Here is a 24,384-nt window from a genome sequence, read left to right as displayed (position 1 = left end):
GTTTTCCGCGGGTAACGTGTGTTATCGATTATCGTCCAAGCATATTGATAACATCCACTGTTCGCCTCTCCGGAAACACCCGTAGATCGATGAGCTTCCCGTTACGTAGCTTACCTTCTACCGTTGTTTGTTGAGGGGCATGAAGCTTGAAATCTACGTCCCATTCTATTGGCCAAGCCGGGAAAAGATAGAGTTTATCATCCACTGCCTGCAATAACATTTCTTGCAGACCAATCATGCCTGACCCTCCCCAATTATGGTCTGGAACCCAATCAAAACCAGGCCCCCAAAAGGTCGGGAAACGTCGATCTGCGTTTTTTAATTTAAGCGTGGTAAATTTTTTAGCTTCTTCTGTTAGCCCTAGGCGTGCAGCAAAAATATTATCCTGTTTCCAGCCAACATGACTCCTGAATTTTAATACATCGGGATCGTCATGAAAAGTATTCAACGCGATGTCCATATCCGGTCTTCCCACGCCATAAATCCCCCAAGGATATACACCATATAGCTGTGGTGCTTCTGTATTATTAATTCGCGCCCATATTTCAGCCGGTGCCAACATCTTCTTCCCATTTAGCACTCTAGTAGGTAAAGGTGGTATCTTTTGCTGAAATACCTCCAGATAAGTCCGTAACGAATCATTTACTACTGCTGCGGAAAGTGACAACATCCTTCGGGTAACTTCTTGCAGTGCGGCTACCGTCGTGGATGCATTGTAGGCCATTTTATATGTTTCTGCCGAAGAACCGGGATAGAAAACCAAATGTCCATTTTGATCTAAAACCTTACTTCCAAGTTTTTTTGCCTGATATTGATAATGCTCGTCGAAGAATCGCAAACAGCTTTCTATAAAAGGAATATAAGGACGGATATCGGCATCGTTATAATGAGCTGTTTCCAGCATCATCATACAAAATTCCAGTACCGTATCCCACTGATGCTCCAGCCAAGCATTATATTCAACGCCCTTATCATAATCTTCGGGTCGTTTCCAATTATATTCTGCCGGATTCGGCAACCCAAAATTCTCAATCTGCTCGGTAAAGCTCGCTCCCCCGTGACCCCAATACACTTTCGATCGCCATTCCGCGTTGCGTTGTATCCGTTGGTAAAACTGAAACTGCGCAGTCATCATATCAAAGTCGCCGCTTTTTAGCATAGGCCAATAGACCAAACGTTGGTTTTGCGCCGTGTGGGTACCTCCTCCCCAATTGCGGAAATCGGGTGTAAAATTCATCGTGCTATCAATAGATGATGGGTCGTAGGTGAATAGTCCGCCATTAAATTTCGTAGGATATTTGCCGTAAGCGTTTGCGGCCAGCATAAAGCGGAAAAGTTGATAGTTACGCCCTACTTGCCAGCCTTTATTGCCTTCATGGGGTTGATCAGGTTGTATACGGATATAGCTTCTATCCCAAAAGTTACGCCACCACTCCAGATTCCGGCTCTTCGTGCGGGACTTTGATTCCTTTGAATAGGCCAAATCCCTTAACTGTTGCTGCCAACCGGCTAACGAAACCGGCCCCGCTACATGTAACGATACCTGCAAGGCGTGTTTGGCAGCAGGCTTTTTGCTTTTCAGCACCCAAGCTTGATAGTCGGTATCCATATATTTACCCGAACGCTGTTCGACGAAGGTAAAATCCTGACTTTGCAACATTCCGCCCGAGATCAAGCCGGCGAGTGGATTGTATAAAGAATCCTTCACCGATTCCATCCCTTGCTGTCGCACGACTATATCAAATACGCTACTATCTGTATTCTGGTGAAAAAACACCACGTTATCATCTCCCGTATAGATGCTATCCCTTTTTGTCACAACCTCGTGTGGAGGAGCCCATTTCCACGAGTTGGCATTATTTTCTCTCTTTTTAGGAAAGCGCTCTTTGTAACGCCAACTTTCGTAAGCGGCTTCCACCGTAATTTTTTTATTCGCCTGAATATCCACGTAAACATTTGGACGCTCCACGTCGACCCACAAGGACACCTCCGCTTTTACACCATGATGTTCTCCCGAAATAACCAGCTGTCCCTTATCCACCTGCAACTGTTGCTTGAACGTGGTACCTTCAAACGGGTTAGGATAAAGTTTTAGACGTACCCGACCGAGTTTCAATAGGGCATTATTTTCATCAAAAGCACCCGATTTACCTAAATAGAAATGAATATCGCCATTTTCTACCCATACATTCAGACCTATATCCCCTCCCCCCAATGGCATGGACTCTCCGGAATGTTTACTCGGTTTATCCCAGGTGATATAATAATCTTCCCAATTAAATTCCTGCGCGTGTACTTTAGCAGCCAACAGGATACAATATATCAAAAGAATTATATATCTCAATTGATTCATTCTGTACTATTTCATTTGTTTGTATACTTTGCCTAACATGCATTACGAATTGTACTTCCCCTAATTAACACCTAATGTCGCCTTGGAAACTTTGACAATTGCAGAAAATCCTTCCTTGCACAAACTCTTCTGTCAAAGATTCCCAGCGACGAGCTTTTTCTCCCTTTTTTGCGGGAAAAAAGGGAAAAGAAAACCGTATCACCAATCATCGGTTCGGAATGAACTCACCGGTAGACCATTGACCCCGAACAAGTCTCCCACCACAAAATCTTTAAACGCATAGCGCACAGCAACGGGTTTGGCTACGCTTGGAGACGATAAAACGATCGTTTTACCCTGTACAATCGCACTAGCGAGGTGGAAAACTTTATTTTCTCCCGCAATTTCAAAGCTTTTGATATCCTTTCCGAAGGATGTCAACCCTAATGGCGCATCCTTAAAATATACGACTACCGTGCTACCCTCAATAGCAATGCTATCGTAAACTGGACTCCTATGATTCAGCCCTTCTATATGATAAGCATCCCCTAGGGCCAATAAAGCTAAGCGATCACCCCCTTCTTTCTTATGCGCGGGATGGATACAGTTCTTTTCCCCTATATCCATCGTAACGGCCATGCCAGATTCCGGTATCTTCGTCAAGGATTTTCGTTGTGCATCCCGTATAAATGCCGAATTATATTTTCCGCCAACGTAATATGGTGGTAAAGACGCATAATCAAACGGGGCAATCTGTGTAAAATAAAAGGGCAACATATCATCTTTCCACAACGCGCGATATTTCGCCACCATGCGCGGAAACAAGATTTCATATCGATCTGCTGTTTCGTAGTTTGATTCGCCCTGGTACCAAATCATACCTTTAATCCCATATTCTACCAATGGATGGATCATACCGTTGTACAGCATAGTAGGTACACGGTTTTTATCTTTAAGTCCTTCTTCTTGTTGTGGAATTTCGACTCCTTCGACATCTTGCAACCAAGCGGCGTCCATCCAGGCTTCTATATTCGAACCACCATAGCTGCTGTGAATAAGCCCAACAGGTACATCCAAGACTTCTCGCAATCTCCGTCCGAAGAAATAAGCGGTTGCACTGAAGCTGGCCACGTTTTGTGGATTAGCTTTCTTCCATAAGGAAGGCTTGCTATCGTCCGCCGGCTTCAGTAAGGGATTGCGTGGCACCGTATATAATCGCAACTGTTCATCTTTAGACCCCAAAATAGCATCGGTACTACCTATAATCGGTTGCGCCGGGTACCCCTTCAATGGCATCTCCATATTGGATTGTCCGGAACACAACCATACCTCGCCGATCAACACATCGTCCAACACGATCGTATTCTTTTCCGAGACCGTTACGCTATACGGACCTCCTGCTTCCGGTGTTTGGATGAACAGACGCCATACACCTTTTTCATCTGCTTTCGCCTGATATTCTTTCTGATCCCAGGAGGTTTCCACTTTTATCGTAGCAGCTTTACCCGCCCATCCCCAAATCGGAACACGCTTTTTCTGCTGCAAGACCATACCGTCGGTAAAAATGGTAGAAAGACGTACCTCGGCATGCAGCCCGAGGGAAATACATAAGAGGAATACAGTAATTATAGTTTTCATCTATTTATTTTTTTCCCATTTTATCACATTTTCAATGTTAAAAGGCAGATTATCTCCTGCCCTCCGAAAAAGCCTATTCTTATACGCTACTTGCGCGGCAACCACACGGACATATCTCCAAACGAACGGTTTCCCCATGCGAAATACGGAACAAGCTTTACCGACACAGCCTCTTGTTCGTCGGCTGATACTTTCCTATATAGTGTGTTCCACTTTTCGGTATTATCGGTGTAAGCATTGCCTTGTAAGAATACAATCGATTGTCCAAGAACCGATTCCTCTACAGGTTCAAAGCTACTCGATGCATTAATCTTCAAATCAAATATATCTGTATTTTCCGGAACATCCGCTTTTTCAAGGCAGTAAACTACCGGCCCACGCATTACGGCTACTTGGTTTCGTGCTTCCTCTACCAATGGATTTGCTTCCATAAATGTAACGTTCATGGGTAGCTGAAGGGTGATACGGTCTCCTTTTTTTAGTCCGGCAGACAATATCGCGTACCCCTTTTCTGTCTGAAAGGCAACCTCCTTATTGTTTTTCATAATCTTGGCATCATCTGCCCAGCCCGGTATACGTAATTTTAAAGCGTAATTTGCGGGCAATTCCTCCACAACAAACGACGCGTCACCATCCCATGGATAGTTCGACTCTTGTGAAATTTTAATTTTTTGGCCTTTATATTCGGTATTGAGGATATTTCCACCAAACAGGTTCACCCATACCGCGTCATCGGACACACTGTAGGCATAACTGCTAACCTCCGCAATCGTACGTACCACATTCGGCGGACAGCAATTAGACAAGGAAATATAAGGCACGCGCTTTTTAGACCAACGTTGCTGAAAAGGCAGGTTAGACGAATAGCTTAACGGATTTGTATATAAAAACTTATCGCCATCCAAACTAATTCCGGACAGCACACTATTATATAGCGCTAACTCGAGTACATCAATATATTTCGCATCGCCTGTCAAGCCTGCCATCCGCCAGTTCCAGAGCATATTGCCTATATTCGCACAGGTTTCATTATGCGCCGTTAGGTTGGGCAATTGATAATCCCGCCCGAATGCCTGATGTACCTTTTGTACATCTGCTGGATCATATGATGTACCATCGGGAGAAGTTCCATCATAAAGTGAGCCTAGCCCCCCCGTGATATACATCTTGTGCTTAACGACATCGTCCCAAATAGCAAAAAGTCGATTGCTCAACGTGGTATCCTGTATCTCTGTAACCAAATCGGTTACTCCGGCGTAAAGGTAGCTTGCTCTCACCGCGTGCCCCATGGCTTTATTCTGCTGACGAAACGGAATACGATCTTGGTTGTCATCTGTACCGTCTTCAATTTCCCCTTTAATATCGACCAGGTGTTGTGCCAATTCTAAATATTTAGGATCTTTCGTCGTGCGATACAGCTCAATTGTCCCCATGTAATGCGATGGGCAGATAGCGTTTCGTGCTAAGGTAGGGTTCGATTTTTTATAGAAACCGTAGAGATAATCGGCCGCCTTAATCGCGATATTCAAGAGGTTCTTGTTTCCCGTTACCCGGTAGTGTATGCATCCGGCGGTCATCAAATGTCCGATGTTATAGGCTTCAAAGCTTAAACGGTCCTGAAATTCGATATTCTCACCAGAATTACGTTGGTCGATGGTTGCTTTTGTGTAGATATATCCATCTTCGCGTTGCGATTTTGCGATCACGGGCGTCACTTCATCAATCATTTGCAGCAAACGCTCATCTTTCGTCTGCGCGTACAATGCACAAACGGCCTCTAATGTTTTATAAAAATCGCCATCATGAAACGAAGGCCCTTTATGTTCTCCTTCCGCTAGGCCCGCAGCGATTTCAAAGTTACGGTAAGCGTGGCTGATATCTGCACGCGTGTATACATCCCAAAGGTGGGGTACCATACGCTCGTAACAAACGCTCGTACGTTCTGCCCAGAAACCTTTTGTCCAAGACACATCCCCCATATTTACGGCATTTTGTACGGCGAAAGGACTTTCTCCCGTATTTGTAATCGCTTTTTCTTGCGCATATAATTGTCCGGTTAGCAAACCAGACAAAGCAAGTATAAGTAGACTGTTTTTTGCTTTCATGTTGTTCATTTTTTATGATACCATATCAATTGGATATCTCCCTGCAATCCAGATTCCTGCAAGTCTTTCAAATATTTCGGTGTTGCTATCGTTTGAATAAGTCTTTCTGCCGGTTCATGACGGCTTTCATAGCCAAAACGGTTACCCCAGGTATTATATACGCGCACCTCCAGTTTATTTTTCCCACGTGTCAAATAGTCCGTTACATCAATCTCCAACGGGTTTGTCCATATAACACCGACCTCTTTCCCGTTCAACACGATCTCTGCAAGGCTTTCCACACTTTCTAGTTTCAAGGTTACGCGTTGTTTACCGATTTTCTTAGGCTGATCGAAGGTTAAGGAGTAGCTGCCCATCCCGGAATGATAACGGACATCATCCACTGCCGATGTCGTCCAGAAATCTGGCTGTTGTTGCTTTATGGGCTCGTGTTTCACACCGGCCAGTTGTAAATCCCATTCGCCTTTTAATGTCTCTACTTTCGCGACCTCCCAATCTGGAAGATTTAGCTGGCTTTCGCTAAATAATACAAAAAATGACTGGAACGGCTCAAATGCTATATTTAGCTCGGTACGATTATCTTTTTGTACTGAAGAAATTGGCAATAATCTATCTTGAAGAACATCATACAAATAGATGTATGATGCAGTTGCTCTAAACGATAAAGAAGCTTCCCGCTGTAGACTATCTTGATTCGCGACAAAATAACTGTCTCCTCCGTCAAAATGTCGATGGTTCCAAGAAATGGATGCATTATTTTTGTTATCAATGATCACATCCTCTTTTATGCCCAATGGGGCAAAACTATCCGCATGATATACGCCAAGATAAACCTTACCTTTTCCGAGGGATTTATAGTGTAAACCATCCGCCATCTGCATATCGCCAAAGAGTTTATCGACTATCTTTTGAAAAGCGATAGAATCTTGTTTAGCAGCAATACCATGTATATGCATAGGTTTCTCTTTAAACAACAGGCTTGCTCCCTGTTCCGCTAAATCCGCAAACTTCTGTAGTACGGCCAGTGAGAAATGGTTTGGCGTAGGATTCAAAAGATGTTGCCCAGGTACCACCAGCAAACGATAGGCAATATGATCAGCAAATACAACGTTCCCATCCACCACTTTCGCCTGGTTCAGTAAAACATCCGGATTAAACGAATCGTAGGCATATCCCCGTAAGGGATCCACCCAATCTGCCGGATTAAACATATTTGCACTGGTCGTCACACTGGCGATCTTCTGTGTAGGCCAGCCTTCGTTAAGCATCAATGAGTCTGTCCGTTTCACCCGGAACTGTCCAATAATCCCCGGCAGCGTTGTTGTCAACCGGTCTGGCAGCAGTGATCTTCGGGGCATTTCTTCCCCTATAAATACGGCGATATCCCGTTGCGGTTTACCTACCTGCAATAACTGTTGTGCACGTATGGCGTAGTCGACCCACGCTTTTCCAGGCTTCCACCAAGTCTGATCGCGCTGAAAATAAAGCCCTATACCATCCAATGTCATTCCCGGTTTACGATCCATCCAAGGGTTATGCACATAAACATGATAAACTAAACTATTGATACCTAATGCAAAGTTTCGATCTTGAAGCGATTTTAACAAGCGCGGATGCTCATCCCATTCCATGCGGATCTGCGTAAACGCTTCTGCCATGATGTTATTCTTTCCATAGATGTGTCCGCCGGAGATCGCGTCTAAGATATCATTAGGTTTATCATGCGAGGGACTTCTGAACCAAAATTCGCCCATCGGTCTGTCCGTCCAGCCGAAATGCTCCATACCGTCGCTCAACATCACGGGAGCTGTCATCTCCGCGGTAAATTCCACCCCATACTCATCCGACTTCTGGCGCAGCGTTTGATAACCTTTCTCCTGCAACAGATCAGCGATCGTCTCGCGGAAGTCGTGCAGGAAAGCTTCGGATTCTTCGACACTATTAACAATATATCCGGCTAATACAGGGAGATAGGTCGTGAGGTCGTACCCTCTCCTTGTGCTAAACTCTTGCGGCATCTGCTTTGTCCAGTTTTGGCTACCCGATTCCCAAGAATCGATATGATAGACAGTAAGGACATCTTTTGCCAGTTCCCGTCCCACCATTTCGTATGCTTTTCCAAACCATTGCTCGAATTGGAAAGCAACTGTTTCGGCATTTAATTTGTCACATTCTAAACCTTTCCCCGCTCCTGCCGTTTCGTTTTTATGTCCGGTGGTCGTATGCCCGATCCGCAATATCTTCCAGGTACCAGCTGGCAGCTCAGTCGTTAGCTCCTCTCCTCGGGCAACTGTCGGATTTAGCGCAATCATTTTTTTACGGTCGATAATATAAGCAGGATTAACGTCTTCTTTATCGGTTGGCAACGAAACTCTCCAAATTTCACCTGTTTTCCCTTCAAACTGGTGAACGCGCGGTTCTTCGTACAATGTAATCCCTAAAATATTGATGGATGGCTTCCATTTTGCTGCATCTAAATCTTCCGCACCCGGTTCAAAATTCGCAGGGTCGAATACAAATCGATAGTATTTAGCGGTCGTATAAGGTATAGTATGTGTCACCCCATTATCCCAATCAAGCCAACCTGTTCGCGGAGATGATAATTGCGTTAACTCATCAAAGTCGACACCGTCATGACTCACCAATATCTTCAACCTATTCGCTCCATAATTATTCGCCCGGCGCTCCACCTTCAGGGCATTGCTTGGAAAAGGCTGCTCAAAAGCATATTGTATCCATCCCGGTTGAGATGTTGCAAAACGCTGTTCATTACCCTTCTGCGCTAATCGCTGTAAATCTTCGTCGTAGCTGCTGGTTACCTTCGGGGGTTCTTCATCGCTACGTCGATATTTTTGGGCAACGGGTATGGCAAAAAGCTGGATATCTTCGTAATAGTTATATAGCTTTTCCGGTTGTGGCAAACGAATGTTGACTTTGCCGCTGCGATCGACGGTTATAGTCGTATCCGCATAAACCACTTTCTGCATGGATGTTTCCGGTGTAATCCAAGGACCACCTGCCGTAGCAAAACCGTCATTGGGAAACATCGCGATCTGTATACCGTATTTTTTAGCTTCTGCTACCAAATGACGAAACATTTCCCACCATTCGGGTGTCAATGTTTCCGCAGCGGGTTCAAACAACGGCGGATCTGTTTTTGCTTTAATGGGTGTAAAATATGCCCCGGCAATATTATTCTCCGCCATCGCTTTCAAATCAGCGGTAATGCCTTCTTTCGAATAGCTGGCGTGCATAAAATACCATACGACCCAAGGCTTGGCCTTTTCATAAGAATCGGCTCCAAAAGGAACAATATGGGATGGAATGCCTTTAATCTGTGCCTGTCCTGAAAATGCCACGCACAACATGGCTATTCCTATATATAATTTTAAAAAATTCATCTTTGTCACGTATTACTCATCACCGACCTAGCAAACTATACAATTACTGATCACGTTGTTACTTCTTAACTCTTTAACCTTATCTAACTTTCTAACTCATTACACATCACTTAACATACTGTTCCACATCCGATTTGGCGTCCATCGGGATCAGATGAAACGAATAACTATAATTTTTCGCAGGTACCTGGTATTTTTCTAACGGTGCTGAAACATCTGTCCAACTATCATTTCCGCCTACGCCCATCTGTTTAAAATCGACATTCAGCGTTATTTTATCCTCTTTTTCGAGTTTAAACCAGTGCTTGCTTTCTTCCATTGCTTTTTGGGAGAAAGGCCATGCACTCATATAAAGGGGCTGGTCGCCGACAACCAAAAGGCCTGTTTTCTTTTTATTCTGAAGAAGGAACCAGCGTACATCCATACGGTTACCATTTTCCTGCGGTACTAAATAGGGTTCCATAAACGCGTCAATGTCCATGGCATAGACGCCTAAATCAAATCCATAAGCCCTATCCGGATAATTTTCCATAGCTCCGAGCCCATAATACCGTATCTGATCGAAACTTGGGTTAATCCCCATCTGCAAACCTACTTTTGGAATATTGGGCAATCCATCCTTCACCTGCAAATCATAACTGACAGATACTATTCCTTGTGGCTTCACGACATAACGAACAAGGATTCGAGCAGAATCTCGGGGCAGCGTATAACCTGACAGGACATGTACGCCGTCCGCTTCTTCTGACATTTTTGTTTCTGTCAGTTTTGCATAGCCGTACCAGTATTTCAATTTTCTATCTGGCTTCCATCCTCTACGGTCATTTTCCGTTGCCGGCCGTACAAAGTTTGGTAATACAGCACCCTTGACAACTTCCTGTCCTTGATACACAAACTGCTGTAAAGCCCCCGTCGATTTATCAAAAACCGTCTCAAATCCTGCCCCTGCAACGCGATATTCCCTATCATTTTCTAAAACCTTCAACGGTTTTCCGGCAGTCTTTAATGGTTTCCATAGGCTTTCCATTTCTTTCCAGCGCACCTGCGATGCGGATACGACAAAGCCTTCCGGTGCCCATTGTGTTGCCGATTTCAAGCGAAACTGTATATCGAGTTGATATTCTTTTCCTTTTTTAGGGTTAACGGCTATATAGGAAAGTAGATCGATCTCGGTCGAATCACCAGCAGCCAAATCGATGCCCGGCAACTCTACTTCTCTCACCACCTTCCCATTCTCCCGGACAACCATCACCGGCTGATAATAGTCAAGGTTATGCTCTACTGCCCGGTTTTTGATCTTTACCCGTGCTTTTTCTGCATTCACGAGCGTTACTTCAGCCGGTTGGTAAATTCGCTTATTATCGTACATTGCCGCTTTCGGTCGGTTCCACGCGTCGACAATACCATTCAAACTGAATGCTCCGTTATGGATTTTTTCGCCGAAATCGCCACCGTAGGCCAATACTTTACCGTAAACCGAGTCTTGTCGAACAAGCGCCTGATCCTTATAGTCCCAGATAAAACCACCGATCAAACGCGGGTGGGAACGAAAAATATCCCAAAAGTCTTTCATATTTCCGGTAGAGTTCCCCATGGAGTGAGAATATTCCACAAAAAGGATCGGGCGGTTATCCCCGTTATCCTGCTCCAGTAATAACTGTGGTGTAAAAATACCGGGATAGAAACGCGATACCATATCTACATAATATTGATCGCGTATGTTTTGTAGGCGATACGCATGCGCATTGGATTTGGGATACCTCGGATCGGAAGGATCGATATAGCCTGGCAACTGATGGCTTCCCATAGCCGGCTCATAATGCAACGGACGGGTAATATCAAAATCATGCACCCATGCCGCCATGGCAGCAGTAGTCGGCCCTCTACCCGATTCATTACCCAGTGACCAGATAACCACCGATGGGTGGTTTTTATCGCGTTCTACCATACGGATGATCCGCTCCATATGCGCGGCCAACCAAGCCGGATCGTTCATCAGCTTTCCGCCCAACCCATGGGTTTCGAGATTCGCCTCATCCATAACCATGATACCATAACGGTCACAAAGCTCATATATATAAGGGTCGTTCGGATAATGCGAGGTCCGTATCGCATTAAAATTAAACTGTTTGATCTGCCGGATATCCGCTTCCATATCCTCCCGCGTTAACGCTTTACCACGTTCCGGATGATGGTCATGTCGGTTGACACCGTAGAGCTTCGTCGGCTTTCCGTTGATCAAAAAGGCACCCGTTTCTTTGGAAATTTCGATGCTTCGGAAACCTACCTGAGTAGTCTTAGCCTCCAGCAATCGCCCTTGCTGATCATAAAGCGTAACCACCAACCGATACAGGTTAGGGTTTTCAGCCGACCATTTCTTCGGGTTGGAAATATGTGTTTCGAGCAGACCAAATTTTACATTGTCCAAACGAGGATATATCTCGTCAAAAATCTCCTCTGCGCTACGTGCCAACGCTTTCGGTAAAATAGGGTTAAGATCATCGTCGTATAACTGCGCTTTCACGGTAAATCCGTTTATGCTATCTCCCGAAAAGTTATCAATCTTAGGCCGCAAAGAAAACTTGACATCTTGATATGCCGAATCTAATGTCGCCTGCCAATGAAAGTCTGCAATCCGCACAGTAGGTTCCGCCATTAAGAATACATCGCGGTGTATACCGCTCATCCGCCAATGATCTTGATCTTCTAAATAAGATGCATCACTCCAACGAATAACCTGCACGGAGATACGGTTCTTCCCAGCTTGTAAATACGGCGTTGCGTTAAATTCTGATGGCAGATGGGAATCCTCTGCATAACCAACATATCGATCGTTTATCCATAAATGATAAGCGGAAGAAACCGCGCCAAAATGTAGCGTGACATTCATCCCATCCCAGTCTGTCGGCAAATCAAAGGTTCGCTGATAGGAACCAACCGCATTGTAATCGGTCGGTATACGTGGTGGATCAATCGGTAGAAACGGATATACTGCCGAACGGTAAATAGGGATATCATACCCCTTCATTTCCCAATTTGACGGCACCGAAATCTTATCCCAGCCACTTACCTCCGAAAGATGAAAATCCTTCGGTGCGTCCGAAGGCTTGCTGACGAATTTAAAATTCCATTCGCCATTTAGGAATAAAAGACGTTTGTTTGCTTCACGATCGTTTTTCAACGCTTCCTCCACCGAAGCATAGGAATAGGCCGTTGCACGAGCCGGTTCCCTATTGATGGCTGTTATCGTCGGATCTTCCCATGCCGTAGCAATCTTTCCATCAGGAACCGGCGGAATAACGGCAGGCTTCCCATCTACTGTCTGTCCTTGCACCGATAAAGACGACAACCCGAACAATAGACCAAAGATAAGCGTTGATTTTTTCACGTCCGTATATTTCTTATCCCGTATATTCCACTTCATAATCGATTCCCTTTTCCAATTCTAGTGTATAGGTATTCTCAGACACTTTGGTAATCTTTCCATGATTTGTACGTGGCAAAGATTTACTGCTAATCTTTAGCTTTCCTTTTCCAATCGGCGATTTCACCTTAATCTTCTTTTTAGACACAAAAAGCTCAATTTCTCCACCCGGTGTTGGAATCTTTCCTTCCATCCATTCCTGAGAAGCTAGATAAGGATCGACCGTATAGGTTTCGTAACCTGCCGATGTAGGCTCTACGCCTAAATAGTATTTACCAAGTAAATAAATCGGGCTGGCGCCCCAGGAATGACAAAGACTTTTACCAAATTCCCGACCGTACATCGTGTAGTGTTCAGCACCTTCTTTTTCAGGATTATATTCTTCCCAAAAGGTCGTTGCACCGAGTTTTAACATGCCGCCCCAATAGCTTTTTATCTCATTCATCACATAGTCCTTCTCACCCAATGCACAGAGAGCTTCTAACTCATAATAACGCATATAGGGGGTCATGATTTTCTTGATGTTATCGTTTAGCAATACATTTTTCTTCACACCTTGCTGTTGATCGGCAGAGAGGTAATCAAAAAAGATGGCGAACATATTGGTATAGCGTGTCACTTCATCACTTTGTTGACCATCGATGCGGCTATGCACAAACGCCGTTTTCTGATCATTCCAGTAAAAGTCAAAAAACTTATCTTTTAGATTTTTAGCTTCTTTCGCGTAAAAGTTTTGGTCTTCGGGGATTTGCAGTAAATCGGCACACAACGCCATGGTTTCCAAACTACGGCACAGGAGTAATTGCTCAAAACTAACTTCTCCTTTTTTGCTCAGTCCTTCTGCCCAATCGATAAATACCCAATCTCCGGATAAGCCTTCCATCAAACCATCCTTGTTCCGTCTGTTTAAGCAAAATTCCATCAACGTTTGCATCCGAGGATAGACGGATTCGATAAATTCTTTATCACCGGTATAACGATAGTAATCGTATATACTCAAAAACCAGTAGAACGTATAGTCCATAATGGTATTGATATGGGTAATAGTAGGCTCTTTACCACGTAATGCCAGAATCGTCCGCTTCACCGTTTCCGAATCGAAACCTAGATAATAGTTCATCGCGTACGATTGATAGGCGTCGCCACTCCATATCCAACGGTCGCGTTTTATACCGTCAATATAAAATTCTCTGGAAGTTAGTTCCATCGTGTATTTGGCAACTTCCCATATATTATTTAACTCTTCATCCGAACTTCGGAACATCCCCCGATCTTCCACCGGCAGGTACTCGTATTGCATAGAGACTTCATCGAATTGTACATCACCCTTAGGCTCGATGTAGACATAACGAAATGCCTTCGAGAGTTCCAACGTACTGTCTTGAGCCGAATGTGTAGACACGGCCAGCAAATCCAATGTTTCACAGGTTTCTGTCGCCAAGGCTTCTTCTTTAGACTCGCCATAGTAAATCGCCAGGTCTCCTTCTCCCTGTAACTTATGAAGTGTTAAGAAACCAAAGGTATTCTTCCCAAAATCTACCAAGAAACCTTTATCATGTGGGGTTTTACTTACAGCGCGTTCTGGGCGGGTAGGTAGTTTAAACTGGGATGGCTTTTCGTTTGGATCGCCCATATTCCAATAACCTGCTTTAACATAAGTCGTGCCGGATGCATCCGAAGCTTTTCCCGTTTCATCAATCCACTCTTTATCTTCAAACGTGGCCAGCCACTCTTTATCGGTCTGCACATACTTGCCGGTAACATATAGTGCCGGCACATGCGCTTGGTTATATACTTTGATATTAATCTGTTGTTTTCCTTTTTCCAGTTTTACCTTAGATGGCATGCCAGGCAACATCTTACCATTTACCTTCACATTATACTTGCCTTCCGTATAGATCCTTATCTCATCGGCTTCCGGCAAATCGAATGCTTTGTTAAACTCCACAAGCACATAATGGCTATCCATTTTCCAAAAGGGGGGAAAGAACGTGCCCCTTTCCGTTCTTCGGTTTTGCATATCATTACTGAGCCAAACCTCAAAATCTCCTGGATACCAAATCCAAGTACTCGCCTGTTGTGCAAATGACGTAGCTGCTACAACTAAACAACCTACAATTAAAAGTAATTTCTTCATCCTATTTTTATAATGGTTGAAAACGTATTTATGCTAATATTGTATAAGGAACACCATTGTATGTTAGGTATTAGTTCTATACAATGCCTTTGCCTTTTGGTGTATTTTGCACCAATTACAAACATACCGTAAAAGTAAACTAAGACCTTATAATATTTTCTCTAGCTATTATATTATTTTAGCTTATTATGTATCGAATCGCATTGCCTGAAACATCACTATTAGATGAAACACTCCTATAGGTAAAAGGACATAATCCAGCGCTTGCTGGGGTGTTCCACGGATAGCATTCATGAGGTCCCATCATGAGAGGTATTATCTGAAAACTTATTGGCGGCAAAGGCCACTGTCGATACAGTACAGCTGGCACCGCGTGGTATCACCAGGATCCAGAAGGTCCGTTCGCTGCTGACGGGCAGCCGTGTGTATACCGACAGCGGTACGGACTCACTTTTGACGGTGTATTATTACGATGAGCGGCGACGTGTTATCCAGACAGCCTCTCGGAACCACTTAGGCGGCAAGGACATTGTTACCAATACCTACCTATTCACTGGCGAATTGGAAACAAGCAAGCGGGAGCACTGGACGAGCCTGACGACACTTCCGGCAACGACTATCCTAACCACAAACACATACGACCATGTAGGCCGCCTGGTGGAAACGAAGAAAAAGGTAAACAGCCAGGTGGAGATCATCCAGAGCCAGCTGGTCTACAACGAGATCGGCCAGCTGAAGGAGAAAAAACTGCATGTCAGCGGCAGCAATGCCATGCAGGAAGTGATCTACAGCTACAACGAACGCGACTGGACAACATCGATCAACAATCCATCGGCAGTTACGGACAAGCGGCGTTTCGGGATGAACCTGAACTATGCAAACAACCCACAGGCTTACAACGGCAACATCGGTTCGGTGCAGTGGAATACAAAGGTGTCAAGTCCACAGACACAGACGCCATTACAGACCTATACGTATACCTATGACAGGCTGAACCGCCTGAAGAAGGCAGCGTATACCGCCAGCAATAAGAACAACTGGTTCAATGAGGAACTGGCCTATGATGTTATGGGTAATATCGATACCCTTCGCCGGACAAATGGCGGTACAGGCTGGTACAAACATTTTAAGTACAGTTATACGGGCAACAGATTGAACAGTGTTGCGGATGCGGGGAGTGCAAACCGTGGTAACAGCTTCATTTATGATGCAAATGGCAATGCGAAGACAAATACCCGTTTGGGGATTACGGATATTGAATACAATTACCTAAATTTACCTAAGAAGTTTGTGAAGGGCTCCCAGCAGCTGGTCTATACGTATGATGCTACGGGCAAAAAGCTGAAGAAGACCTTGGGCAGTGCGGTAACGGACTATGTGGACGGCATCCAGTACAAGAACGGTGTACTGGAATTCATTCAGACAGAGGAGGGGAGAATCCTTCCGAGCGGCAGTTCTTTTGTTTATGAATATTTTCTGAAGGACCATCTGGGCAATACGCGAGCAATCGTTGACCATACTGGGGCAGTAAAGCAGATCCAGGACTACTATGCCTTTGGTATGGAGATGAACACGGGATCAGGGCTGAGCTCGGCTTCTAACCATTACAAGTACAACGGCAAGGAGAAGCAGGTTGAACTTGGGCTGGACCAGCTGGACTACGGAGCGAGGTTCTACGACGCGGAGATAGGTAGGTGGAACGTGGTGGATTCGCTGGCGGAGATGTTTGAAAGTGTGTCACCATATAATTATGCTGCAAACAATCCAATCATATTTGTTGACCCTGATGGAAAGAAAATAAAATTAGGAGACAACTATCAGGGCGGAATTGAAAATATAGCAAAAATAGCTGCAACAAGAATGGGAGGTACTATATTAAACCATTTGATCCAAAAAAATGAAGTATATACCATGAATTCAACATTTTGGTCTATTAACAGTAATTATGATCATAGAACCCGTGAAATAAATTATGTTGCAAACCCATGGAAAAGAAGTGCTGACGGAGGCATATTTAATTCAATGCTTGCTATGGGACACGAATCGTTTCATGCATTTGACCATAGCAATGGTGTATTCAGTTCAGAAAGCCATGCCTCTGTCTTGAATGTAATAGAGCCTCGTGCTGTAAGTTTCGAGAACTATTTAAGGGATTCTCATTCATTGTATGCTTTAAGACAAGGATACGGTGAAATGGAAGGTAACTTTAATCAGTTCGAAAGCAGTGAAAAAATATCTGATTTTACTTCCCTAGGAAGTAATAAAGATAAAACAAGCTACGGGTTTAGCTATACCAAGACCACTGCTTTAGGTCATACTACATTATTAGGAAAAAAGACACCGAATTGGTCTAAAACATCCGCAAGTACCCATTATATGGTTATTCGTATGGATGAAGACAAAAACATTACGTTTGATATTTATGATCATAAAGATGAATATAAAAAGGCTACTAAGGGGTGGGGGTTATAACAACCTGACTTATCAGCTGAAGCTAAATATAGCATTTATCTGTGTATATCTATTGGATACGATTATTTTCTTTCCGATCAGATCAGCTGATGTTATAGCATATTTTGGAAAAAAGCCACCGTTACTATTGGTTTTGAAATGTGTTTATGCGGTTCTAATGATATGGGGGATATTACGTGTTGGTAAAAAGAATGATCCATGGTGGTTTGGAATTATTTTTTCTGCTGTTGGAGTTGTGTCACTTTGGTATTTTTCTTTTGAATACTATACATCTATGATAGACATGTTTTTATTGGAAATGAGTGCGATATGGATGCTGTTTTATACGAATAGAAAATCATTCATTGGCAAGTATGGTATACACAGGTCTAAATTAAAAGTTATAATCATTGTATTTATTCCGATAGTGCTTTCGATCACTTTGATGATCCTAAAATCTCGCTTTTTATTATAACACTTGCTAACTAAAGGTGTGACGTTCGACATGAATAGAATAAAACAAAATACTCTGTATCTTCACCCAATTCTTGTCAATACCTTAAATGAAATTAATTTTGCAAAATTTTCATCCAGTCCTGTATTGAGAGCTATGGTTTATGTCTTGACGGGAGTAGATATGAAATTATTGGTTTAACGAGCTTCTGTTCCGAATATAAGCTGGTAGTCCAATACAATTAGTTCATGACAAAAATAAATCTCTGAGTAGCTATAGAAAGAAAACATTTTGCAGACGAGTTGCTTAGGAGGCTACCTTTGCTGCAACGGATGATCAACCCAACCGTAAAACACCACTTACACAATCCGCTGAAAACATTATCTTTGGGTTGGAAATGTTCTTTGAAAAAACCGGTTCTGGGGTGCCAGCAAATTCGGGAAACAGTGGAAAAGTTGCGGAAGGCATTACGATTACGGGGCTAGGTTCTATGAACTGTGTTTAAAAGCAAATTTATTTTAAAGTTTATCCAAATAATATTTTGTTGACGCAAGTTTTATGGTAACCAAAAGTTGTTTCCAAAGAAATTTTTAGAGCTTTAAGGCTCAAAATTTTTTAGAACAACTTTTTACAGGATATCGTTATTTCGATGTCATTGTGGGGTTTCGACATATTTTTTTCCTGATTTAGCTATAGCAAAGGCTTGTTTGATTAATTTGTTTACAGCTGCTATCAGTGCAACCTTATAAGGTTTTCCTTTAGCCCTAAGTCTAAGATATAGATCTTTGCAGGCTCTGTTACATCAAATAGCAGAAGTTGCGGCCATATACAGCACTTTTCTTATCTGACTCATGCCCATTTTGCAGATCTTTCTTTTTCCCCTGATGCTGCTTCCTGATTCATATACCCTTGGCGCAAGGCCAAAATAAGATATGATCTGTCTGTATCCATCAAACATATTAAACCCATTGGTCGAAGTAATGAGCAGGGTTGCACTTCTGGGTCCAATTCCGGGTATAGTTTGTAAATTTTGATATAAATCTTTATAATTCAGATTAATGAGTGCTTCAATTTGCTTTTCTTTAGCAGTAATCTTAGTTTGATAATACTCAATTTCATCGTTTATTTCGTTGCTGAGTTCGATCGAAACTGTTCCAGAAGCCTCTATTGCATGTTTCTGATTGCCGATCATGTGCTTTCGATCTTTGAGTCCGCGTATGTAAGTTTCCAGGTTTCGGATTTGTGTTATTTCGTCGGCTGGTACCTTCCATTCTTTAGGCTTTGTCATCGCTGTGAATTTAGCAATCAATAGGGCGTCTTTTTTGTCTGTTTTCGCACGGGACAGACTCATTTGTGAAAATCTTTTTACCGTTAATGGATTTAGTACAGATATTCTGATACCCCGTTCAGCGATGAACCTAGCTAACTGAAAATAATAGGGTCCGGTAGCCTCCATACTGACGTGAGTTCCTGTAATAGTGGGAAGCATCTGCATAAATCCTTGACTATTATTGTCAAATCTAGCACTAAATATAATAGTCTCATCATTTAAGACGACCAAGTCAAAATAATCCTTTGAACAATCGATTCCTGTTACCATCTTTGTATTAGTTATTAAAAAAAGAGTTCAGCAACTTCTTATCACAACTTATCAATCGTATAAACAGGATCTTGGTCCTAGTGAACTGTTCAAGTTTATGAAAAGAATAAGAGAAGGTGACTAGCATAGAACACGGTCTGCAAAGACCAACGATGCACAAAAGTCTTCTTCCTTCTCTTTGCTGGATTTTTAGTTGAACAAAATTATATTCTGTTCTCTAAAACCCAAATTCGTTCTTACAAACTTACGACGATGATGCTGAAATAGTTAGGTGGAACGTGGTCGATCCGCTGGCGGAGCAGATTCCGTGGCACTCGCCTTATAGCTATGCGTTTGGCAATCCGATAAGATTTATTGATCCGGATGGTATGGCCCGATGGCTTTCGATAATGAATATGAAGTTATTGTCAGGAATGGGCAGGTGGAGAAGGTGACGATGACTGGAACGCGAGGAAGGAACGAGACGGATTATGTAACAGTGGTCGATATGGACAAAGCTCCATTAGCGGAGGGTTTGCAAACTGTTGAATTGGATGTCATCGAGATTGCCACTTCGGGCATAGGTAACGCATCGCCTAAACAACAAGAAGAAAACCCTACACCCGGTGTCCGCGAAGTTCATGATAAAGCACCAACTGAATTTGCAGCAATTGATGTATTATTAACCATAGGTGCCGCGGGATCTTCAGCAAGAACAGTATTTGGCCTAGCAGCGAAGAAATATGCTGTTTCTACAGTTAAAGAAGCTCTCAAGAAAGTTTATAAGGAATTGGGAATAGATGGTCCTTTGCCTAAAACAAAACAAGGTAAGTGGGGAAGTCCGCAAAGAGGAGATGTCAAGAAGGGATATAGGCTGGATAATGAAGGGGATCCAAATAGTACTATTCCAGCGGAAAAGGAACCGCATATCAATTACTGGGATTTTACAAAAGGCAAGTATAATGGTTTAGGGCCTAGGAAGAAAGGGGCAGTAGGTTTGGATTGATGGAAAAGTTTAAAGTTGATATTTATCTATCAGAACACGATGGAAACGAAGTCTTTAAGTATGAGACATTGAGTGATTTTCAGTCTGGTAAAGTTATAGGAATGCTTCTGTCTCTATTGGGGATTACAGATTGGTAATACTCCGACCCAAGCTTTTTATCCTTTTCTTGAACAGGAAATAGATGAAAAAATCATTTACAAATATAGTGTGGATAGTGTTTTGCTATCTTCGGTTTTTTCGCAAGTTACTACTGATGATAATGATAACGTATATATAATCTGGGACATAGATTGTGGCGTAGATAGAATGCGGCTGGGTGATTTGATAGATAATTGGGAGTATATTTGGTATGACACTTCGGATGAAGCTGTTATCCTTTACATACCACAACTTAAAACCATCGTTTTTGTCACAGATCGAGGCTATCTTTCGTATAGACGGATGTAGTTGCGCTCTGGTTCTAGTAATGAAATCTAGCCCAATCCTCATCGGATTGGGTTTTTTACTTTAATATTGCCTGCATCTTGTTCTTGGCGAGGAAGGCATCGAGCAGGACAAAGACCAATGATTTATCTACTAAAAAAGAGAATTTAATAAAATCTAGAAAGTTCAGTTGGAGTTATTCTTCGCACTTCAAAAAATATACCATCTAAATGATCGAAATCTGCATCTGTAGTTATAAGTTGTAGACCAAGAAGCCCGGCAAGGGATGCAATCCATAAATCGTTCTTGCCCATATTTCTAGGTGTAGAAAACCCGTATTCTTCAAACAAAGGGTTGCTTTTTTGAGAATAAGTATCTATTTCGACATAACTATTGATGTATTGGTGATTGATTTCAACTATTGCAACAGTATCTAAAAAATTATCTAACTTTTCTATTCGCGCAGAACCCCAGTTTGAACGTTTTGCAATAGATTTGATTTCCGCCTCTGAAACAACAGAAATATATATTGACCGGTTTTCAGGATTGATAAACTCAATAATACCACGATAGTCCCTTGATCGAATAATATTCAAAATAATGTTTGTATCAATAAGAAGATTCATTAGGACTATTTATTGTCAGCTAAGTGTTTAACTGTCTCCTTCCATTCTTCTTCCGTGAAAGGTTCAATTTCAGGCACTGATTTTAAAGCTTCGATAACTTTAGTGTTACTTTGACCAGCTTTTTTACCAAAAGCAGAAGTGCCCCCCGCCGCCCAAATGTCTTCAGGAGAATATGATTTACGATCTCTAAAAGCAGATTTTTTCGATATATCATTTAATTTTATTGTCATTATTGCTCCTTTCTTTTACCAAAAATACAAAATTAACTAATTAATCATCTATTGGACAATAATATACTCAAAAGGATTAATTCTAAAATATGATCAGGAAGATAACAAGTATCGAGCAAAAAGAGAAAACTTCCTCAATTGAACCCTGTAACCATAGCTAACTGAAAAAAGTATCTTAGCTGCCGCAAATATAGGAAGGCAAGTCTCCTAAGAAGGGGGCTATTTGGGTCAATTTTACATCCAACGCTGGATACTTGTGACGCGATTAGCCCCCTTACCTCGAATTTTAGCAGAAAAACAGGGACTACACGCAGTAGACGTCTATTTTTTGGTAAGTGCACACTAACCAAAGTGTCGTAACTTTGCACCAAAAGCAATTACTTTTGATGTAAAAGCATTTACCTTTCGACCATCTGTATATCAGGATGACGCATTTGTTATAACCGTTGGGATAAACACATATACGTTTGGCTCAAAAACAATTACCTTTCGGCCATCTGCATATTAAGATGACGTATCCGCATATACTTAGAACGCAGCAGTAAGACGGAATGGCCTATCTTTAGGACAAGCCGGATCAAAAGTAATGTCCTATGAACCAAAGCATATACAGCATGCAACAAAAGTATGTACGAATGAACCAACTACATATACAGTTGCGTCAACTACATATGCTATTGGGATAAAAGTATATCGAGCTGCCTCAGAAGACCCGATCACCTAACACGATATAAGTTTTCCGATGAAGCATTTTTTGCTTTCTTTAATATTGCAATCCTGGTTACCGGAATACATATTACATTACGTTACGATGAAGTTTTATACCCCCGCAGTCCAAACCAAAGAATAACCACATAGCATACAAAGGGTACAATATACCCCATCTGCGTATTGTCATGCGCGATGTCGATAATACCGCCCGTCATATAGGGGAAGATTGCTCCCCCAACGATGGCCATGATCAACCAGGAAGAAGCTTGTTTCGTCTCTTCGCGCAAACCAGTAATGCCTAACGAAAAAATGGTTGGGAACATAATCGACATAAAAAAGCCCAAACCGCCTAAGGCATACAATACGACCATACCGGATCCCAATACGGCTATTGCTGCAAGTAATGCACAAACCAAGGCATACAATGCTAGTAAACGATTTGCCGTTGTATAGCGCAATAGAAATGTTCCTACAAATCTTCCCGCCATAAAAAGCAATCCATATATGCCCAAATAATAGCCCGCTGTTTTCTCATCAACACCGGCTCCTTGCTGTGCCATACGGATAAAAAAACTCGTTACACAGACCTGTGCACCGACATAGAAAAACTGTGCAATAACGGCGAAAGCCAGATGTTTATGGCGAAGTACCGCAAAAAAACCACTTTTTTTACCAGTTTCCTCCGTATGGACACTTTCCTTTATCTCCGGTAGCTTTACAAACATGAATACGACGGCCACAAGCAGCAAGATTAGGCCCAACACTAAATAGGGAGCTTTGACGGATGATGCTTCTTCCATCAGATACGCCGTCCGTTCGACCTCCGCCATGGCATTCAGCTCAACTTCGGAATAACTTTTACCGGATAAAATAAACATTGTTCCTATAATCGGCGCCACCAGCGCTGCCAGACCATTGAACGATGCCGCGAGATTAAGGCGATGTGTAGCCGCTTCCGGCTTGCCCAAAATGGCAGCATACGGATTCGCTGCTGTTTCCAACACCGCCAAACCGCAACCAATAATAAACAAAGCCAGTAGAAACAGCTCATACATGCGGTAGTCTGCTGCAGGTATGAATAGGAATGCCCCTATTGCAAAAGCGATCAATCCCATAATAATGGATAACTTATATCCCCATCTGCGAAGGAGATAACCTGCGGGAAGCGCCATGATAAAATAGGCGAGGAAAATAGAGGTGTCTACTAAAGCGGATTGACTATTGTCCAACTGACAGGCTTTTTTCAAATGCGGAATCAAAACGCCATTTAAATTGTGCGCCATCCCCCATAAAAAAAACAAACTGACAATCAGTATAAAAGGAAGCAGATAATTTTTAGATCCCCCATCAGTCAACTTTACATTTTCTTTTGTTCCGAGTTCCATGAGATGTAATACGTTAAGTTGTGGTTTCCTTTCGCTTAGCAAGCAGGATATGGTCTGCTACTAAAACAACTTCTCCACGTTGGTTTATAATTTCCACATGCTCCACGACGGTTCCAAATTCTGGCTTTTTCGCGTCTGACTTTTCGGAGATCGTCACCTCCGCATGTATCGTATCGCCAATAAATACGGGCTTCACAAACCGCAGACGATCGTAACCTTTGGAAAACGCTTCAGGGTTGATCACCGAAGCCGTGAGTCCTATGCCTATCGCAAATATCATCGTGCCGTGTGCAATCCGCTGCCCGAACGGCTGTGTTTTACACCATTCGGCATCCATATGGTGCGGAAAAAAGTCGCCTGTGTGCCCTGCATGAACCACAAAATCGGTTTCCGTAATGGTTCGACCTAATGTCGTCCGCTTATCTTCTACTATATAGTCTTCAAAAAAAATAGATTCAAAATGCATGATGTTTGTTTTTATG

At 42.8% G+C, this 24,384-nt stretch carries 13 protein-coding genes; 2 read left to right on the top strand and 11 right to left on the bottom strand.

What is annotated here, in order from left to right:
* Positions 1–28 precede the first annotated feature (28 nt).
* From H8B06_RS19455 to H8B06_RS19430, 6 genes are all read right to left on the bottom strand, one after another.
* Positions 29–2,326, bottom strand: coding sequence for a DUF5703 domain-containing protein (locus H8B06_RS19455; RefSeq protein ID WP_223857800.1), 2,298 nt, complete (start codon positions 2,324–2,326; stop codon positions 29–31).
* A gap of 225 nt (positions 2,327–2,551) precedes the next feature.
* Entirely contained in the window at positions 2,552–3,970 is a 1,419-nt protein-coding gene (locus tag H8B06_RS19450; RefSeq protein WP_190995866.1) for a sialate O-acetylesterase, read from the bottom strand.
* Positions 3,971–4,056: 86 nt separating this feature from the next.
* Positions 4,057–6,075, bottom strand: coding sequence for an aceric acid hydrolase (locus H8B06_RS19445; RefSeq protein ID WP_190995865.1), 2,019 nt, complete (start codon positions 6,073–6,075; stop codon positions 4,057–4,059).
* Positions 6,076–6,080: 5 nt separating this feature from the next.
* Positions 6,081–9,476, bottom strand: a complete 3,396-nt coding sequence (locus H8B06_RS19440; RefSeq protein ID WP_190995864.1) for a glycosyl hydrolase — start codon at positions 9,474–9,476, stop codon at positions 6,081–6,083.
* A 106-nt stretch (positions 9,477–9,582) separates the two neighbouring features.
* Positions 9,583–12,900, bottom strand: a complete 3,318-nt coding sequence (locus tag H8B06_RS19435) for a glycoside hydrolase family 2 TIM barrel-domain containing protein (protein ID WP_190995863.1) — start codon at positions 12,898–12,900, stop codon at positions 9,583–9,585.
* Positions 12,878–15,037, bottom strand: coding sequence for an alpha-L-rhamnosidase-related protein (locus H8B06_RS19430; RefSeq protein ID WP_190995862.1), 2,160 nt, complete (start codon positions 15,035–15,037; stop codon positions 12,878–12,880). The genes H8B06_RS19435 and H8B06_RS19430 overlap by 23 nt, the downstream gene beginning before the upstream one ends.
* 330 nt (positions 15,038–15,367) lie before the next feature.
* Here H8B06_RS19430 and H8B06_RS19425 point away from each other — a divergent pair, with 330 nt between their 5' ends.
* Positions 15,368–17,509, top strand: coding sequence for an RHS repeat domain-containing protein (locus H8B06_RS19425; RefSeq protein ID WP_190995861.1), 2,142 nt, complete (start codon positions 15,368–15,370; stop codon positions 17,507–17,509).
* Positions 17,510–18,744: 1,235 nt separating this feature from the next.
* Here the strand turns inward: H8B06_RS19425 and H8B06_RS19420 are convergent.
* The gene (locus H8B06_RS19420; protein ID WP_223857799.1) at positions 18,745–19,542 is read right to left on the bottom strand and encodes an IS110 family transposase; all 798 of its coding nucleotides are present in this window, start codon (positions 19,540–19,542) and stop codon (positions 18,745–18,747) included.
* A gap of 376 nt (positions 19,543–19,918) precedes the next feature.
* Between H8B06_RS19420 and H8B06_RS19415 the strand changes: the two genes are divergently transcribed.
* Positions 19,919–20,527: a hypothetical protein gene (locus tag H8B06_RS19415; protein WP_190995860.1), complete on the top strand. Its 609-nt coding sequence runs from the start codon at positions 19,919–19,921 to the stop codon at positions 20,525–20,527.
* 590 nt (positions 20,528–21,117) lie between these two features.
* Here the strand turns inward: H8B06_RS19415 and H8B06_RS19410 are convergent.
* The 4 genes from H8B06_RS19410 to H8B06_RS19395 all read right to left on the bottom strand — a co-directional run bounded on the left by H8B06_RS19410 (position 21,118) and on the right by H8B06_RS19395 (position 24,368).
* The gene (locus H8B06_RS19410; RefSeq protein ID WP_190995859.1) at positions 21,118–21,576 is read right to left on the bottom strand and encodes a type II toxin-antitoxin system VapC family toxin; all 459 of its coding nucleotides are present in this window, start codon (positions 21,574–21,576) and stop codon (positions 21,118–21,120) included.
* 5 nt (positions 21,577–21,581) lie between these two features.
* Positions 21,582–21,806: a hypothetical protein gene (locus tag H8B06_RS19405; protein ID WP_190995858.1), complete on the bottom strand. Its 225-nt coding sequence runs from the start codon at positions 21,804–21,806 to the stop codon at positions 21,582–21,584.
* An 806-nt stretch (positions 21,807–22,612) separates the two neighbouring features.
* Complete coding sequence (gene fucP, locus H8B06_RS19400; RefSeq protein ID WP_190995857.1) at positions 22,613–23,902, bottom strand: L-fucose:H+ symporter permease; 1,290 nt, start codon at positions 23,900–23,902, stop codon at positions 22,613–22,615.
* A gap of 13 nt (positions 23,903–23,915) precedes the next feature.
* Entirely contained in the window at positions 23,916–24,368 is a 453-nt protein-coding gene (locus H8B06_RS19395) for a MaoC/PaaZ C-terminal domain-containing protein (protein ID WP_190995856.1), read from the bottom strand.
* Between the last annotated feature and the right edge of the window lie 16 nt (positions 24,369–24,384).

This window comes from Sphingobacterium micropteri (genome assembly GCF_014692515.1).
Taxonomy (GTDB): domain Bacteria; phylum Bacteroidota; class Bacteroidia; order Sphingobacteriales; family Sphingobacteriaceae; genus Sphingobacterium; species Sphingobacterium micropteri.
Note: the sequence above shows the minus strand (reverse complement) of the source record. Positions and strands in the feature narration are given on the sequence as shown.